The organism is Spiroplasma culicicola AES-1 (genome assembly GCF_000565175.1).
GTDB classification, from domain to species: domain Bacteria; phylum Bacillota_I; class Bacilli_A; order Mycoplasmatales; family Mycoplasmataceae; genus Spiroplasma_A; species Spiroplasma_A culicicola.
The window spans coordinates 77,467-93,775 of the sequence record NZ_CP006681.1 but is presented as its reverse complement, the minus strand read 5'-3'; the positions used below and the strand labels follow the sequence as shown (position 1 = coordinate 93,775).

14 protein-coding genes and 1 pseudogene are annotated in these 16,309 nt (G+C 27.4%); 1 reads left to right on the top strand and 14 read right to left on the bottom strand.

Annotated features, from left to right (window positions below; genetic code table 4):
* Window positions 1-91: 91 nt before the first annotated feature.
* The 5 genes and pseudogenes from SCULI_RS00445 to secG all read right to left on the bottom strand — a co-directional run.
* Window positions 92-1,855: pseudogene (locus SCULI_RS00445) on the bottom strand (PTS transporter subunit EIIC); the annotation flags it as partial.
* 272 nt (window positions 1,856-2,127) lie between these two features.
* Window positions 2,128-2,376 (bottom strand): hypothetical protein, encoded by a 249-nt coding sequence (locus SCULI_RS00440; protein ID WP_025362675.1) that lies wholly within the window; start codon window positions 2,374-2,376, stop codon window positions 2,128-2,130.
* A gap of 8 nt (window positions 2,377-2,384) precedes the next feature.
* Window positions 2,385-2,825 carry an SsrA-binding protein SmpB gene (gene smpB / locus SCULI_RS00435; protein ID WP_025362674.1) on the bottom strand — a complete coding sequence of 147 codons (441 nt, stop codon included), beginning with the start codon at window positions 2,823-2,825 and terminating at the stop codon, window positions 2,385-2,387.
* 19 nt (window positions 2,826-2,844) lie between these two features.
* Window positions 2,845-4,938, bottom strand: coding sequence for a ribonuclease R (gene rnr / locus SCULI_RS00430; protein WP_025362673.1), 2,094 nt, complete (start codon window positions 4,936-4,938; stop codon window positions 2,845-2,847).
* A 43-nt stretch (window positions 4,939-4,981) separates the two neighbouring features.
* Window positions 4,982-5,275 (bottom strand): preprotein translocase subunit SecG, encoded by a 294-nt coding sequence (secG, locus tag SCULI_RS00425; RefSeq protein WP_025362672.1) that lies wholly within the window; start codon window positions 5,273-5,275, stop codon window positions 4,982-4,984.
* 125 nt (window positions 5,276-5,400) lie between these two features.
* Here secG and SCULI_RS00420 point away from each other — a divergent pair, with 125 nt between their 5' ends.
* A complete protein-coding gene (locus SCULI_RS00420; protein ID WP_053230315.1) occupies window positions 5,401-5,799 on the top strand; it encodes a rhodanese-like domain-containing protein in 399 nt (132 codons plus the stop codon).
* Window positions 5,800-5,834: 35 nt separating this feature from the next.
* Here SCULI_RS00420 and SCULI_RS00415 read toward each other — a convergent pair whose 3' ends face one another.
* Genes SCULI_RS00415 through uvrA form a run of 9 tightly spaced genes read right to left on the bottom strand, consistent with a single transcriptional unit; the run spans window position 5,835 to window position 16,300 of the window.
* Window positions 5,835-6,056, bottom strand: a complete 222-nt coding sequence (locus SCULI_RS00415; RefSeq protein WP_025362670.1) for a helix-turn-helix domain-containing protein — start codon at window positions 6,054-6,056, stop codon at window positions 5,835-5,837.
* 3 nt (window positions 6,057-6,059) lie between these two features.
* Complete coding sequence (gene whiA, locus SCULI_RS00410; RefSeq protein WP_025362669.1) at window positions 6,060-6,998, bottom strand: DNA-binding protein WhiA; 939 nt, start codon at window positions 6,996-6,998, stop codon at window positions 6,060-6,062.
* Window positions 6,999-7,006: 8 nt separating this feature from the next.
* On the bottom strand, window positions 7,007-8,368 hold the full coding sequence (locus tag SCULI_RS00405) for a prolipoprotein diacylglyceryl transferase (RefSeq protein WP_025362668.1): 1,362 nt from the start codon (window positions 8,366-8,368) through the stop codon (window positions 7,007-7,009).
* Between the two features lie 53 nt (window positions 8,369-8,421).
* Window positions 8,422-9,354: a thioredoxin-disulfide reductase gene (trxB, locus tag SCULI_RS00400; RefSeq protein WP_025362667.1), complete on the bottom strand. Its 933-nt coding sequence runs from the start codon at window positions 9,352-9,354 to the stop codon at window positions 8,422-8,424.
* The gene (locus tag SCULI_RS00395; protein ID WP_025362666.1) at window positions 9,338-10,720 is read right to left on the bottom strand and encodes a prolipoprotein diacylglyceryl transferase family protein; all 1,383 of its coding nucleotides are present in this window, start codon (window positions 10,718-10,720) and stop codon (window positions 9,338-9,340) included. The genes trxB and SCULI_RS00395 overlap by 17 nt, the downstream gene beginning before the upstream one ends.
* On the bottom strand, window positions 10,713-11,642 hold the full coding sequence (hprK, locus tag SCULI_RS00390) for an HPr(Ser) kinase/phosphatase (RefSeq protein WP_025362665.1): 930 nt from the start codon (window positions 11,640-11,642) through the stop codon (window positions 10,713-10,715). Before hprK ends, SCULI_RS00395 begins: the two co-directional genes overlap by 8 nt.
* 57 nt (window positions 11,643-11,699) lie before the next feature.
* Entirely contained in the window at window positions 11,700-12,368 is a 669-nt protein-coding gene (locus tag SCULI_RS00385) for a folate family ECF transporter S component (protein WP_025362664.1), read from the bottom strand.
* A gap of 4 nt (window positions 12,369-12,372) precedes the next feature.
* Window positions 12,373-13,464 carry a bifunctional folylpolyglutamate synthase/dihydrofolate synthase gene (locus SCULI_RS00380; protein ID WP_025362663.1) on the bottom strand — a complete coding sequence of 364 codons (1,092 nt, stop codon included), beginning with the start codon at window positions 13,462-13,464 and terminating at the stop codon, window positions 12,373-12,375.
* Complete coding sequence (gene uvrA / locus SCULI_RS00375; RefSeq protein WP_025362662.1) at window positions 13,457-16,300, bottom strand: excinuclease ABC subunit UvrA; 2,844 nt, start codon at window positions 16,298-16,300, stop codon at window positions 13,457-13,459. Before uvrA ends, SCULI_RS00380 begins: the two co-directional genes overlap by 8 nt.
* Window positions 16,301-16,309 lie beyond the last annotated feature (9 nt).

The following is a 16,309-nucleotide window of genomic DNA, read 5'->3' as shown; positions in this document are numbered from 1 at the left end:
AAATATATCTCTTTTTAGAATTTTTTTCTAATTTTTAAAAATAAAATAAACTCCATAAAAAAGAGTTTATTTTGTATATTTAATCAAATTATTTAGCAGCTCTTTGTTGCGCTAAGATTTCTCTCATATGAGGTTTAATAACTTCTTGTTCTCCCCCATAAACAACATGAACACTTGTACCTTTAATAATAATTCCTGTACATCCTCCAAGAGACATAATACCGTCTTTGTTAACTTTTGTTCCATCAACAACAGTTAATCTCAATCTTGATGCACAAGAATCTACAGCAGTAATATTTGATTCACCACCTAAGTATTCAATAATTTTTGTTGCTTTTGTAATTTGATCTTCTAATTTTGTATTTGATGCAGCGTTTCCACCTTTTTTAGCTTTAACGTCTGCTTTTGTATATAATTCAACTGCTCCATCTTCTCTACCTGGAACTTTTACATTTCCAAATTTTACTGCAAAGTAGAATGCAAAGAAATAGGCAGGAGACATAATTGCTGCAATTCATAATACGTGGAATCAGTTTGTTCCTAATTTCATTGGAACTAATCCAAATACAACAAAGTCAATAAATCCTCCACTAACAGTCATTGATACGTGAACTTTCATTAATCCAGTTAGCATAAATGAAATTGATGCTAACGGCATATGTACTCCATAGAATAATCATGGAGCTAAGAATAAGAAAGTAAATTCGATTGGTTCTGTAATTCCTGTTAAGAAACAAGTGAATGCAGCTGAGAAGTAAATTCCCATTACATTACGTCTATTTTCTTTAGGAACATTTAATCACATAGCAACTCCAGCTGCTGGTAATCCTAATAACATAAATCCAAATTTACCTGATTGGAATCTACCTAAGTTTAATCCCATATTTTGTAAATCAGTAAATGTTAATCATTTGTTATCTCCACTCATTACTCAATACATCATATATTGATCCCCAATTAAAAGAGATTTATCTTCTAAAGCCAAAATTTCTGTTAAAGCTTCAGAAGCTTTTATACCAGATTCTAGCATGTAATCTGGGTTTTTACTTAAAGTATCAATGATTGACCCCCCCGCGCTTGTTCATCACAATGGTGCGTAGAATACGTGGTGTAAACCAAAAGGTACTAATGATCTTTCAATAATTTCATACACTAATGAATCAAGACCAACTGGTAATTTCCCTGAGTTAGTTCCAAATCATTCTAATCCTAGACCAATTGGTGGTCAAATAAATAAGAAAATAAATGATAAAGGAATAACTGCAAAGAATGTCATAATTGGCACTAATTTACTTCCTGAGAAGAAACTAATAAATTGTGGTAATTGTGTTTTATGAAATTTATTGTACATAAATGCCACAATTGCTCCAACAAAGATTGCTGCAAATATTCCTGTATTTAAAGAAGTAATTCCAACATTCGCTGTAATTAATCCTGCAGGAATTGATTTTCATCATAACATGTTGTATGATCCATCATCAGTTTCTACGATTAAAGCTTTTTGAATTCCATTTAACACTAAAAAACCAACTACTGCAGTAATTGCAGCAACTCCTGAATCTTCAGTATAAGCAATCGCAACTGATATTGCAAATAATATTGGTAAGTTACCAAAAGCAACATCACCCATAGTATTCATTGTTTTACCTAAGAATCAAATAAATGAACCTTCAGCAGTTTCATTTGCAATTGTAGCTCCAACTCCAAGGAAAACCCCCGCAATTGGCAATAAAGCGATTGGTAGTAGAAATGCTTTACTTAATTTAGAAAATGTTGCACCAGTTGCAGCTTTAAATTTATGTCAACCGCTACCTGTATTGGCAACCTTTTCTTTTTTAATTACTTTTTCTGCCATTATTGTTAATAACCTTTCTTTGAGAATAATCTCATATTTAGTTTAATACAAATTGGAAAATTTTTCAAATATTTACTCATTTTATTGTAATAAAAGGAAATATTTTCCAATAAAGCACTGATAAAATGAATTATTAACAAAACCCAACTTTAGATTATAAGTATATTATCCATTTTTTATCTTTTTAATTTATAGCGTATACTTAGATATACACTTATAGACTACAAAAAAAAAAAAAAAAACAATATTTATAACAAATATAAATATTGTTTTTAAAGACTAAATATCATAATAGTAAAAGTTATACCCATTACAAAACAAACTATAGTAGCAAATGGCAATATATTACGTTTTGTAAAATCTCATATTCCACTTAATCCAGTTTTATTTGCTTGTTTTAAAGTAACATTACCTGATACATTTTGCTTACGTTTAACAATTAATAATGAAATTAAGCAAATTACTGCAATTGTGTAAAATATAACGGCACAAATTAAATTAATTAATTGATCTTGACTCATATTTCCACCTACTTAATTTTATTAAGTTTTCTTTCTACATCTCTTTTTTTAATAGTCTCTCTCTTATCAATTAGCTTTTTACCTTTTGCTAATCCTATTTCTAGTTTTGCATAATTTCCTTTAAAATACAATTTTAAAGGAACTAAAGTTAAGTTTTCTAATTGAATTCTTTTTAAAATTTTTTTAATTTCTTCTTTATGAAGTAATAATTTACGATTTCTTATTGGATCTTGTTTAACATGATGAGCAAATTCATATTTTTTAATATTCATATTTAAAATTTCAACTTCACCACGTCTAATTAAAATAAATGATTCATTAATTGAAACTTCTTTTGCTCTAATTGATTTAATTTCTGGACCTGTCAAAACAATTCCAGCTTCTCAAGTATCTAAAATTTCAAAATTAAAATATGCTTTTTTATTTTTTAAAATTACATGTTCTCCCATATTTTAATTCCTCACTTTTTTAAGCTAAAACAAAATCAATGATTCTTTTCTTAACATCTGCATTTTTGACTTTAATTTTAACTTTTTGTCCTAATCTAAACATTTTATTTTGTTTATCAACCATAATATTGGCTTTTTCATCAAAAGTGTAATCTGGTAATTCTGAAATATGAATTAATCCTTCAACACAATTTTCTAATTGAATAAATAGACCAAATTTTAAAACAGCTGCAACAACTCCAGTATATTCTTTTTCAATGTGATGGGTCATATATTCAGCCATACACACTTTATTAACTTCTCTTTCAGCATTAACTGCTTGTTTTTCTGTTTCATTAATTATATTACATGCTTTATTAATAAACTTAGTATTTTGCTCTAACTTAAAGTCTCTTAAATCTTTATCAATTAAATATTGTTTTAAGAATCTATGTACCATTAAATCACTATATCTTCTAATTGGACTTGTAAAGTGAGTATAACATCTACTTGCCAATCCAAAGTGACCAATGTTATCTAATTCATAAGCGGCTTTTTCCATAAAACGCAATAAAGTAACATTAATAACATCTCTTTCTGTTTGATCTGTAACTTGTTCTTCAATTTGTTTTAAAGCACTGCGAATTGTTTTTGGATTAATTTTATCTAGATCAGTTAATTTAACATTGATCCCTAAATTTCTAATCATTGTATGTCATTCAATTAAGTTTTCTTCTTTTGGAATTCCATGGTTTCGATAAACATATGGTAATTCTTTTTCAAAAATTACTTGAGCCACTGCTTCATTAGCACTAACCATAAAGTTTTCAATTAGTTTTTCTGAAACTCCTCTTCCTCTTGGAACAATATCAATCACATTACTATCTTTATCTAAAATAATTTTTGGTTCTGGAACATCAAATTCAATGGCACCTCTTGCTGAACGCTCTGCATCAATTAATTCATGTAATTCTTTGGCCACCATTAACATATCAATAATTTCTTGGCTTCTTGAAGAAGTACCTTTACTAAATAATTCATTAACTTCATTATAAGTTAAACGTGCTTTTGAATTCATAACTGATTCATAGACTTTTTTGTGAATCATATTTCCATTCATATCAAAATCCATTTCTGCAACCATACATAATTTATCTTCATTTGGATTTAAACTACATACTCCATTTGATAACTTTTCTGGTAACATTGGAATTACTTTATTGGCCAGATAAACTGAGTTTCCTCTAAATAAAGCAGTATTATCTAATGGAGAAAATGGTGTCACATAATAACTAACATCAGCAATTGCTACAAATAATTTATATCCAGTTGCTGTTTTTTCAACATAAACTGCATCATCTAAATCTTTTGAGTCAGCTCCATCAATTGTTACTAAATTTTTATCTGTAATTATTTTTTTACGTCTTTTAACTAAAGGATCATTATAATCAATTGGTTTTGCAACCATTTGTGCATTATCGATTGTTTGTTTATTAAAATCTGGTTTAATATCAAATTCATAAGCAATTGAAATAATTCTATCAATGGCTTTATTAGCATCACCAATAATTTTTTGAATTCTTGTAAATAGTTTTCGCTCTCTAACATCAAGGATTTTTACCTTTATAATTAAATCTTTTTTTAACTTATAGTCCTTTGAGTTAACCATGACAATACGATAATTTTTAAACCCTGGTTCATTTGCCACGAAATCTAAAAAACGACCATCTTTACTTTCATGGATTTCTCCAATTAAATAAGTTTTGGTTCTTAAAGCGATTTCTTCGACGTTTGCTTTTAAACGACCGTCTGCTTCTTTTTCTAATGTAAAGACAACTTCATCTGTTGAAATTGCTCCATTAATTGCATTTGGAGCTACAAAATAATCATTTTCAATATCATTTAAATCCTTTACAAATCCAAAACCTTTATCATTGATTTTAATAGAACCAATTTTATATTTGTCACCAATTTTATAAACAACATTTTCTTTAGTTCATGCAATTTGATATTCAGCTTGTAATTCTTTTAAAGCATTTGTTACCAATTCTTGATCACTATTGCTTAGTTTTAATAAATCATTTAAATGTACTCGTTCGTCTTTTTCTAATTTCTGTAATATTTTTTCTCTCATTGTAATTTCTTTTCCATGTTTTCTCTTTAATAAAAAAACACCATTATGCTAAAACAGTGTTTGTGATTATACCAATTACTATTGTAATAATAAACATTGCTATTCCCAAACTAAACATTCAGATTGACATGGTTTTATCCATACCTCTTTCTTTTGAGTTTGAAAATAGTTCATCATTTCCCCCGTTTAGTGCACTTAAACCAGTTTGTGATGTTTTGTTTTGAATCATACCCACTATTATCATTAATACAGAAACAACTAAAGCTGTAATTTCTAATGTAAAGATTATTCAGTTTCCAAGTCTAGTTTCTGCAACACTTGCAAGTAGTTGTAGCATAATTTTGCCCCCAATTCACTTATAATGATACTACATTTCATAGTTGAATTTTAGTAAAATTAGAAAGTTTTATTGTCTCTTTAATTTAAAACCAATGAAGGCTATAATAATTAATAGGTGATAATATGCAATGACTTGATTATGTCTTAAAATTTATTGAAAGAATTTTTAAAACAAATAGTTTTAAAAGAAAATACAAAACAAAATCAGAAAAGAAATTTTTAAAAATCTTAAAAAGTAAAAACTGACAAGTTGTTGATTTAAGAAACAATGTTAGTTATCAAGAAAAACATATTATTGATTCAATTAATGTCCCTGTTGTGGGATTTAATTATAATTATTATCGAAAAATTGATAAAAATAAAAAAATTTTACTAGTTAATAAAAACTATCGCAGTAACTTAGATATTTACAACACATTAAAAGTTAAAGGATTTAAAGTTTATATTCTTTATACTAATTTTGATCAATTATGCCAAAATCCTCAAGTTGATAATCATACACGTTTATTTATCTATAAATAAAAAAAACAAAATCATGCTTTTATGATTTTGTTTTTTTATTCATTATGTTTAAAGAGTTCACAAACCTCTACTCCCAACCCTTCAGCTATTTTTTCAACAGCTTTTAGGGAAACATTTCTTCTCCCACGCTCAGTGTCTGAAATGTAATTACGGTGTAGTCCTGCTCTAAAACTAAGTTCTTCTTGCGTTAAACCCGCTTTCACTCTAAATTCTTTCATATTTTGACTAAAAATAGCTACTACATCGTTTTTTTTCATCTTTTATCCACCAATGCTTTCTGCCAATTTTGAAATAATTTTAAATAAATTACTTATTCCCGACTTAGTGATGGCAATCCCTTTTTCATTCATCATGATTTCTAATTCAGAAAATGATGCCTCAGGATTATTTTGACGAATATTCGCTAACATTTGCGCTTTTTCAGATAATTCACTAAAAAGATTTTTTTGCTTAATAAGATTTATCTGATTTATTTGCTTTGTTCCTGTAAATAATGTTTTTTGCTGATTATAAATATCAATATTTATCATTCTATTAACATTATTACTAAAGTCTCGATTGATTCTTGTATTTTCAAAGTTCATTACTGCTATTGGAGCATCTACAAACTTTAAAAAATCAGAGACTGCTAACGATTTTTTAATATAACAAATATACTTACTTCTTTTAGCGATTACTTTAAAATGGAAATCATATTGTTCCAAGATTTCTTTTAAATAGTTTGCAGACTCTAACTCTTTTGTCTGAAACTCTAGATGATAATTAGTTGTTTCTGGTGAATTAACACTCCCAATTGCAATAAATACACCAGAAATATATGCTCTAACTAGACTTTGATTTAAATCCCCACTTAAATTAATCTCTATTATTTTATCATTTTTAGCTATGTCATATATAGAATATTTAGTTAAAAATTCAATAACATTATCTGTTAATAATAATTCATAAACTTTATTCTTTTTTAATTTTTGAGTTTGAATAATCGAAATTTCAATATTACCTGAATAAATTGTTTTTATCAAACTAAACAATCTTCTAATTACATTGTTTGAAGATGAAGCCAAACGCAAACAAGCACCATGATTGGTGTAAATTAATTCTCCATTATACTTAATAAAACCAGACAATAAGGCTATCGTCTGGTCTTGTGTAAATGTATGAGTTAAAATTTCTTCTTTGACTTCTCTTGCAAACGACATAATATCACCTATTTATTTTTGTTTAAAATCTTATCTAGTTTTTCTTTTGCTTTCTGTTCTTTTAATGCTTTTTTATCAATTGAATTTTTCTCAACTTTTGGTTTATCTCCACTTGGGTTATTAGTTTTAATAATTTGATCAATAACTTCTTCTGTATAGAAATATTGTTTTTCAAATAAGAAACCTGGTTTTCTAAATAAATATGGTGTTACAAATTGACATAAAATAGCTAATCCCAATCCAAATACCATTGTTAATCCTACAAGTACATATGATGCCATTGGTAAATTATTCAAGAATAAATGATCAATTGGTCTAACTAATTCTAATGAGAATCGAATTAGATTTCAAAAGAAGAAATACATTCCAGCTTGAACACCAGCTTTAATAATTGTATATCCTTCTGGATTATTTGATTTTTCTAACAAGACTCCTTGTTTTCATTTACGTTTTAAATAATTATCTTCATTTATATTTTTATACTCTTGTTTATAAGCTTCAATTGATTGTTCATTTTTATTTTTATAGTATGCTTTGTCTCAAACTTCAAAATAAGTTTGTTGGCCTTCTTCTTTTTGCCCAAAAAAAGCACGTTTTCATGAGTATTTTCATGAAAAACTAAATTCTTGTGAATTAATTTTTCATGGTTTTTTACTAATTCATCTTCCAAATCCTGGAATAATAAAAACTATTATAATTCATGCAACTAAAAATGTTATTGATTCAATTAAGAATAAAGGAGTCATTACATAGTTTTCTCCATTAATCATCTCAACACCATTTAAAGTTGAAGGTCCCCCACCAGTATATCTAAAAGTCAAATTATCTCTTAATCAAGCTGGCATTCAACTTGCAACACTTGAATCATTATAAAGACCTAATGGTTTTCCAACAATTTCATGATTAAAGAAATTTCCTCATCTTCCAATTGCTTGACTTATTAAAATATTTGGCAAAATGCAGTCCATATAAACATATGTACTTACTCTTGTTTTTCTTCCAATAATATAAACAATTAGAATTCCACTAAATGCACCAAATAATAATGCTCCGTGAATTGACATTCCTGGTTCTCAGAATGCAAATAAGCCTCAAAAACCAACACCACCAGCATTTGAACCAACACCTTGGGCATTTAATTTACCAAAGAAACTTCCTCCAAATAATCCCATTGGTACAGCAACAATCGCTGTTATTAAAAGATCATTTGTATTAATTCCTTTTCTTTTAAATTGGATAGCTGCCATTGCGATTGCAACAAGCACACCTAATGTCATTGTTAAAGCATATATATGAATAAAACCTCATTCACTATCAACACTTCAAATACCACTTGGCTGACTAAACCAACTTCCTTGTCACTCTTCCATGACTTCACCTCTAATCTTTTAAATTTTAACACAAATAAAAAACCTTGAATTATTTATTCAAGGTTTTCAATGTATGTAACTGCATTTTGCCCTGCTAAAGCTCCATCAGCAACAGCTGTTGCAATTTGTCTAAATGGTGTATTTCTAACATCTCCAGCTGTGAATAATCCTTCAATTGCAGTTTTCATATTTTCATCAGCTTTAATATGTTTTTCATCATTTAAAATTTCTGCTTGCTTAATAAAATGAGTAATTGGATATTGTCCAATAAATGGGAAAATAGCATCAACTTTAATGTTTTGTGTTGAATTATCATTTGTGTTTTTAATATCAATGCTTTCAACTTTATTGCTTCCATTGATTTTTTCAACAACTGTATCTAAAATAAATTCAATTTTTTCATTGTTTTTTGCTTTGTTTAAAGTCTTGTGATCAACTCTAAAGTCTTGTCTTCTGTGAACTAAATATACTTTTGAAGCAAATCTTGTTAAAAAGATTGCCTCTTCAACAGCAGAATAACCTCCTCCAACTACTGCAACAGGCATTTCTTTGTAGAAACTTCCATCACAAACAGCACAGTAAGATACTCCTTTTCCATATAATTCAATTTCCCCAGGAACACCTAATAAATTTTCTTTTGTTCCTGTTGCAATTATTAAAGCCTTACTTGTAACTTCTTTTCCGTTTTCTAAAGATACATAGAATACTTCATCTTTTTTAAATTCTTTTAAACCAGAATATTCAAGATTTGCTCCCATTGCCATTGCTTGTTCATAAAACTTCATTGCTAAATCTGGACCATTAATCATTGTAAACCCAGGATAATTTTCAATTTCTCCTGTTTTTATGACTTTCCCTCCAGGTGCTTCTTTTTCTAAAATTAATACATTTAATCCAGCTCTTCCTGCATAAATTGATGCAGTTAAGCCTGCTGGACCTGCTCCAGCAATGATTAAATCATAATCTGTCTTAATATGATTTTTCATATAGTCAACCTTCTTCTCTCCATTTTTTTGGTGCTATTCATTGAGCACAGATTAAAATCAATATTCCTAATAATAACATTAAAGAGATTGAAATGTAATTCATAACTGGACTTCATTTAAAAGCTAATTCATAATTGCTTCTAAATGAATCAAGTATTATTCTAATAATACAATAAATTACAAAGTAAGTTGAAGCCATTACACCAGAATGCATCACTTTATAATTTTGAGGATTATTCAATTTATACAATTCACTAGAATCTAAAGTTAACCAATTTGTAAATCTTGATTTATTTTTAATTAAACTTGCAGTTGCCTGTTTAAATTCCGATTTTAATATTTTTATTTCTTGTTTATATTGTTTTTTATCAATCTGCTCTTTCTTTAATTTTGTGTTTAATAGTTCAATTTTTTCATTTAATTTATATTTAGAACTCAAATATTTTTCCTTATTTTTTTCCCATGATTGTTTATGTAAATCAATCTGCTCTTGTAAAATTTCTGCTTGTTTTAAATCAGCTTCATAAGCAAAATACGCTTTTAATCATGCTTGTCTTTTTGACATATAATAAAGTTCTTCACCATTAGCTGATTCAACTGATTTATAATAAATTTCAATATAAGTTGTTAAATTTTGAATATCATCAAATGCGATTGCTTTATTAACTGGAAATGTTAATGGTGCAATTTGTCATGGTTTTTTACTAATTGCTTTAAAAATAAGTGGAATAATAAAAACAATTAAAACTCAAGCCATTAAAGTAGCAATTGATTCATATAAAAATAATGGTTCACGATATTCTAATGGAATAAAAATAGGATTACCATTTTGATCATATGGATTTGATGGATCAATATAATAGAAAAATCTTTGTCACATTCAATCAGGTAATCACTTTCATTTTTCAATATCAGTTGCTTTTCCCATAATTTCGTGATTAAACAAGTTTCCTCATCTACCAATTGATTGTCCTAATAAAACATTTGGAACAATACAATCTGCATAAGTTCAAATTGAAATTTTAGTATTGCCTTTACGAGATCACAATCAAGCAAATCCCCCAGCAAAACCAGCTACAAAAGCACCAAAGAAACTCATTCCTGGTTCTCAAATATAAAATATTTCATAAAAAGGAACTCCCGTTCCCAATTTACCAAAGATAGATCCACCCAAAACTCCTAAGGGAATAACAATATAAATTGCATTCATAAAATCTTTTAAAGGAATTTTGCGCATTACCAATTGAGTTGTTGAAGCTGCAATTACTAAAAATGCTCCAATTGTTAAAAGAATTGGATACATAAAACTTAATCAATCAGCTTCAGCATCATAGATTGGATTATCTGTTGCTAAAAAATTAATCATCGCTGAACTCCATCGCTCTCTCTGTTAATAAAGTTGCATCATCTTTATATAATCCACTTTGAATTATTTTTAATTTTGAAACAGCTGTTTCAATAATATTTTGAATATTTCGTCCAGACGACACAGGAATTTTCATATATGGAACTTCTGTTCCCAAAATTGAATAAGTATTAAAACCTTGTCCTAGTCTGTCTGAGTCATCAACACCATTTTTCTTAAAAATTGACAATTCAATTACCATGTCAATTGTTGATTCATCCATAATAACTTTATATCCATTAGTTTTGGCAATATCAATAATTCCAATCCCTCTAACTTCAACTAAGTTTTTTAGAATCTCGTGACTTCTTCCATAAAGTTGACCAGATTTTTTAGCAACTACAATACGATCATCTCCCACAAATAAGTGGTTTGATTTTACAAGATCCATTGCTAATTCTGATTTACCAATACCTGATTCTCCAATAATAATTACTCCCTTACCAAATATATTCATAAATGAAGCGTGCATTTCTGTACTTGGTGCAAAGTAATCATCCATTAAATCAAGTACATCTTTTGTAAAGTCACTTGTAGATTCATAGTTGGTTTGTAAAATTGGAAAGTCTAATTCTTTTCCAACTTCAAAAAAAATTTTATCAATAAACTTTTCAGTTACAATAACAGCTGGTATGTTTTTTGAAAGTAAATTTTTATATCTCTTTTTTCTTTCTTCTTCATCATAGTTCATGATGTAGTTATATTCTTTTGTTGACATTAAGATTAGTCTATGAGATTTTTGACCATCTTCATAATATCCTGTCAATTCAAGACCAGCTCTATTTAGTCCATAAACTTCAATTATATTATCCAAGCTTTGAAAACCAGACAAAATATTTAAAGCAAATTTATTTTTTATTTTTTCAACTGTTAATTTTTTCATATCAAACCTCACTATTTGTATTATATAACATTTACTAAAATATAAAACCAACATATTTTATATGTTGGTTTGAAGATTATTAAATTGTTTATGTCTAAAACATCATATTTGTTCAACATTTGTTCAACGATTCAATAAAGGTAACATTGTTCTAAAAGTTGCATAAGTAACAGTAATATAAATTGGTAATACTACTGGTAATTTAATAATTTTGGCAACAAAATCAAATCATGCAGCTTGTCCTTTTCAAGACATCATTCAAATTTGGTTGAATAATAAACTTTGAAAAATATAGGCAATTGAATATAAAATAATTATTTTTAATAATAATCTATTATTTGATTTTGAAAAATAAACTAATGATCCAAATAATCCTAAAATAGTTTTATTAAACATATATCCTGCATGATATCCAAATGAATTGGGAATGACACTTCCTAAAGTGTCAATTGAAATAGCACTAATGACTCCACATAATGGACCAAACATCATTCCCAACATGAAAATGATTCAATCTCCAAATGCTAAACGAATACTTCCCAAAATCGGAATTGAATATCCAACAATATTTGTTAATACTACACTAACAGCTCCAAATGTTGAAATGACAGTCAAATGCTTTAAACTTATTTTTTTAAAAGAAAAGTCTTCCATTGCTAAAGCAATTAGCAAAACTACAATTGTTAAAATAACTGCGGCTATATTTGTAATTAAATATCAATTCATTTTTTTATTCTCCTTGGAGTCAATGATAGACTAATGGGATAAAGTATAAACTTCCACACACCAATATTTTACTATCTTTATTTTCAGTTAATCATTGTTTTCAATCATTAACTTTATTTTCATATTTAACATTTTCAATTGACCATGTTTTGAAATGATCAAATTCACAAATATAAATTTGATCATTATATTGTTTAATATAATCAATCATTTCTTGATAATTTTTGTGATTACTTGTTGCAAATAAAATTTTGTACTCTGATATATTTTCAATTGAATTAATTAATTCCTCAACTCCATCAAGATTGTGACATCCATCAATTATTAAAGAAGGATTAGTTCTTAAAATTGTTTTTCTTCCTAATGGCGCTTCAGTGTTTAAATCAAAATCAATCTCTAAATAATTTAAAATTGCTTTTGCAAGTCCTTTATTATATTTTTGATAGCCAGTTTCAGTTGCAACACTTGAACAATAAATAATTTTATTTTTACAATATTGCTCAATTATTTTTTTATACTTTAAATTTTTTTCAATTGTAAACAATGGATTATCTTTTTTTACAATTTTTACTTTATTTTCAATAATTGAATCAATACTTTCTCCTAAAATTTCTGTATGATCATAGCCAATTGAAGTTAGACCAACTAAGATTTGATTTTCAAATAAATTAGTTGAATCTTTAACTCCCCCAATTCCAGCTTCAATAACTGCAATCTCAATTTTTTTTAAATTAAAATATATAATTGCAATGTAAGTTCAAATTTCAAAGAAAGTTAATTCATATTTTAAAAATAATTCTTTATTATCTTCAATAATTTTTAAAAGTGTTTCATCATCAATTCACTTTCCATTTACTTGGACACGCTCATTATGATATAAAAAAGCTGGTGAAATAAATAATCCATAGTTTTGATATTTTTTATTTAAATTTTTATAAATATAATTTGATGTCGAACCTTTTCCATTAGTTCCCACAATATTAATGACTTGGAAATTATTTTGAGGATTGCCTTGGTCAACTAAAAGTTTTTTTAAATTATATTGACGTTTAAATAATAAATTGGTATCAATAATAATTTCATTTACACTAATCATTTAAATATTCTTTCAAATATTTTGCAGTATAACTTGTTGAAACTTGTACCACTTGCTCAGGAGTTCCTGTTGCAAGTACTTGCCCTCCTCCAGCTCCACCTTCTGGTCCTAGATCAATTAAATAATCTGATACTTTAATGAAATCTAAATTATGTTCAATTGTTAAAACTGTATTTCCTTGTTCAACTAAAATATTTAAAACTTCAATTAATCTTTTAACATCATCAATATGTAAACCAGTTGTTGGTTCATCTAATAAAAATAAAGTTTTTCCTGTTGATCGTTTTGCTAAAAATGTTGAAAGCTTAACACGTTGTGCTTCTCCTCCAGATAAAGTTGTTGCGTTTTGTCCTAACTTAATATATCCTAAACCAACTGCTTGAATAGTATCTAACTTTTCTTTTACCTTTGGAATGTTGGCAAAGAATTCACAAGCTTCATCAACTGTCATACTTAAAACATCTCAAATGTTTTTTGATTTATATTTAACTTGTAAAGTTTCATCATTATATCTTTTACCTTCACAAACTTCACAAACTACTTCAACAAAACCTAAGAATTGCATATCAACACGTACAACTCCATCACCTTGACATGCATCACATCTTCCACCAGGAACATTAAAACTAAATCTTCCTTTTTTATATCCACGAATTTTTGATTCAGGAATTTCTGCAAATAAATCTCTTATGTCATCAAATACAGAAGTATAAGTTGCTGGATTAGATCTTGGAGTTTTTCCAATTGGATCTTGAGAAACATAAATAATTTTATCAATGTTTTCAAATCCTTTAATTTGTTTATATTTACCTGGACTAATTAATTCTTGTGCTAATTCTTTTCTTAATCCTTTATAAATAATTTCTTCAACTAGGGTTGATTTTCCACTACCACTAACTCCTGTGATTGTAATAAATTTTCCTAAAGGAATTGTTACATTAATATCTTTTAAGTTATTTTCACTTGCACTAACAATTTCTAACTTCTTACCATTTCCCCCACGTCTTTTTTTGGGAACAGGAATTGATAATTGTTTTGATAAATATTTTCCTGTTAATGAAGTTGGATGTGCAATGATCTCATCATAAGTTCCTTGAGCAACAATTTCTCCACCATTAATTCCAGCACCAGGACCAATGTCAACAATTCAATCTGATTCTTTCATAGTATCTTCATCATGTTCAACAACAATTAATGTGTTTCCTAAATCTCGTAATTTTTTTAGAGTTGCAATTAATTTATCATTGTCTCTTTGATGTAATCCAATTGAAGGTTCATCTAAAACATAAAGTACTCCAGAAAGTTTTGATCCCAATTGTTTTGCCAAACGAATTCTTTGTGATTCTCCTCCAGATAAAGTTGTTGCGCTTCTTGAAAGTGTTAAATAATTTAAACCAACTTCATTTAAGAAACTAATTCTTGAAAGTAATTGATTCAAAACTAATGAAGCAATTTTTTCTTCTTGTTCTGTTAACTTTAAGTTTAATAAAAATTCTAATTCATCTTCAATTGTTAATTCAACAAAATCGGCAATACTTAAATCATTTATTTTGACACTTAAAGCTGTTGGATTTAATCTTTTTCCTTCACAAGTTTTACAAATTTTTGAAGTCATAAACTTACCATAATATTTTCTATTGTCTTCAGATTTAGTTTCTACAAATCTTCTTTCAATTAAACTCCCAACTCCTTCAATGTAATCAAATGAATTTAAAACATTACCACTTGATGTTTCAATTTTAATTTCGATTGGTTCATCACTACCTCATAAAACCATATCAAGTTGTTTTTGTTTTAGTGCAGAGATTGGTTGATTTAAATCAATTAAATAATAATCACATAAAATTTTAAATTTTTGTCATTCAATATTTTGTGAATCAACTAAATTTTTATAATATAAAATTCCTCCACCTCTAATTGAAAGTTTTGGATCTGGAATTAATAAACTTGGATCTGCTTCTAAGTTAACACCAAGACCAGCACAAGTATCACAAGCACCATTTTTTTTATTAAATGAAAATAAGTTTGGTTCTAAATTTGGAATTATAAATCCACAAATATTACATGAATATTTTGTTGAATATAATCTAGTAAAGCCATCTCGTTTTGGATAATAAATTTTTATTAAACCATTTGAATAAGTTAAACCAATTTCAATTGCAGAATAAAGTCTTGATTGTAAATCTTCATCTTCTGCTTTATAAATAATTCGATCAACTACAATATCAATATTGTGTCTTTTGTTTTGTTCTAATTCAATTTCATCTTCTAGATTTTGAATTTCTCCATTAACTTGAACACGAATAAATCCTTCTTTTTTTAATCTTAAAAATAAATCTTTATGTGTTCCTTTTTTATCTCTCACAACTGGAGCTAAAATATAAATTTGTTCTTCTTCTTGAGTTTCAACTTTAATTGTTTTAATAATTTCTTTTAAAGATTGTGACTTAATAATTCCATGACCATTAATACAATATGGAGTTCCAATATTGGCATATAATAAACGCAAGTGGTCGTGAATTTCAGTTGTTGTCCCTACAGTTGAACGTGGATTGTGACTTGTAGTTTTTTGATCAATTGAAATTGCTGGACTCAATCCTTCAATTTCATCAACATCTGGTTTTTCAACTGACTTTAAAAACTGACGAGAAAATGAAGAAAGAGATTCAATATATCTTCTTTCTCCTTCTGCATAAATTGTATTAAAAGCTAATGAAGATTTTCCACTTCCAGATAATCCTGTAAATACAATCAATTTATTTTTAGGTAATTCAATATCAACATTTTTTAAATTATGTTCTCTTGCACCTTTAACTGTTATTTTATTTATACTCATAATTTTAAT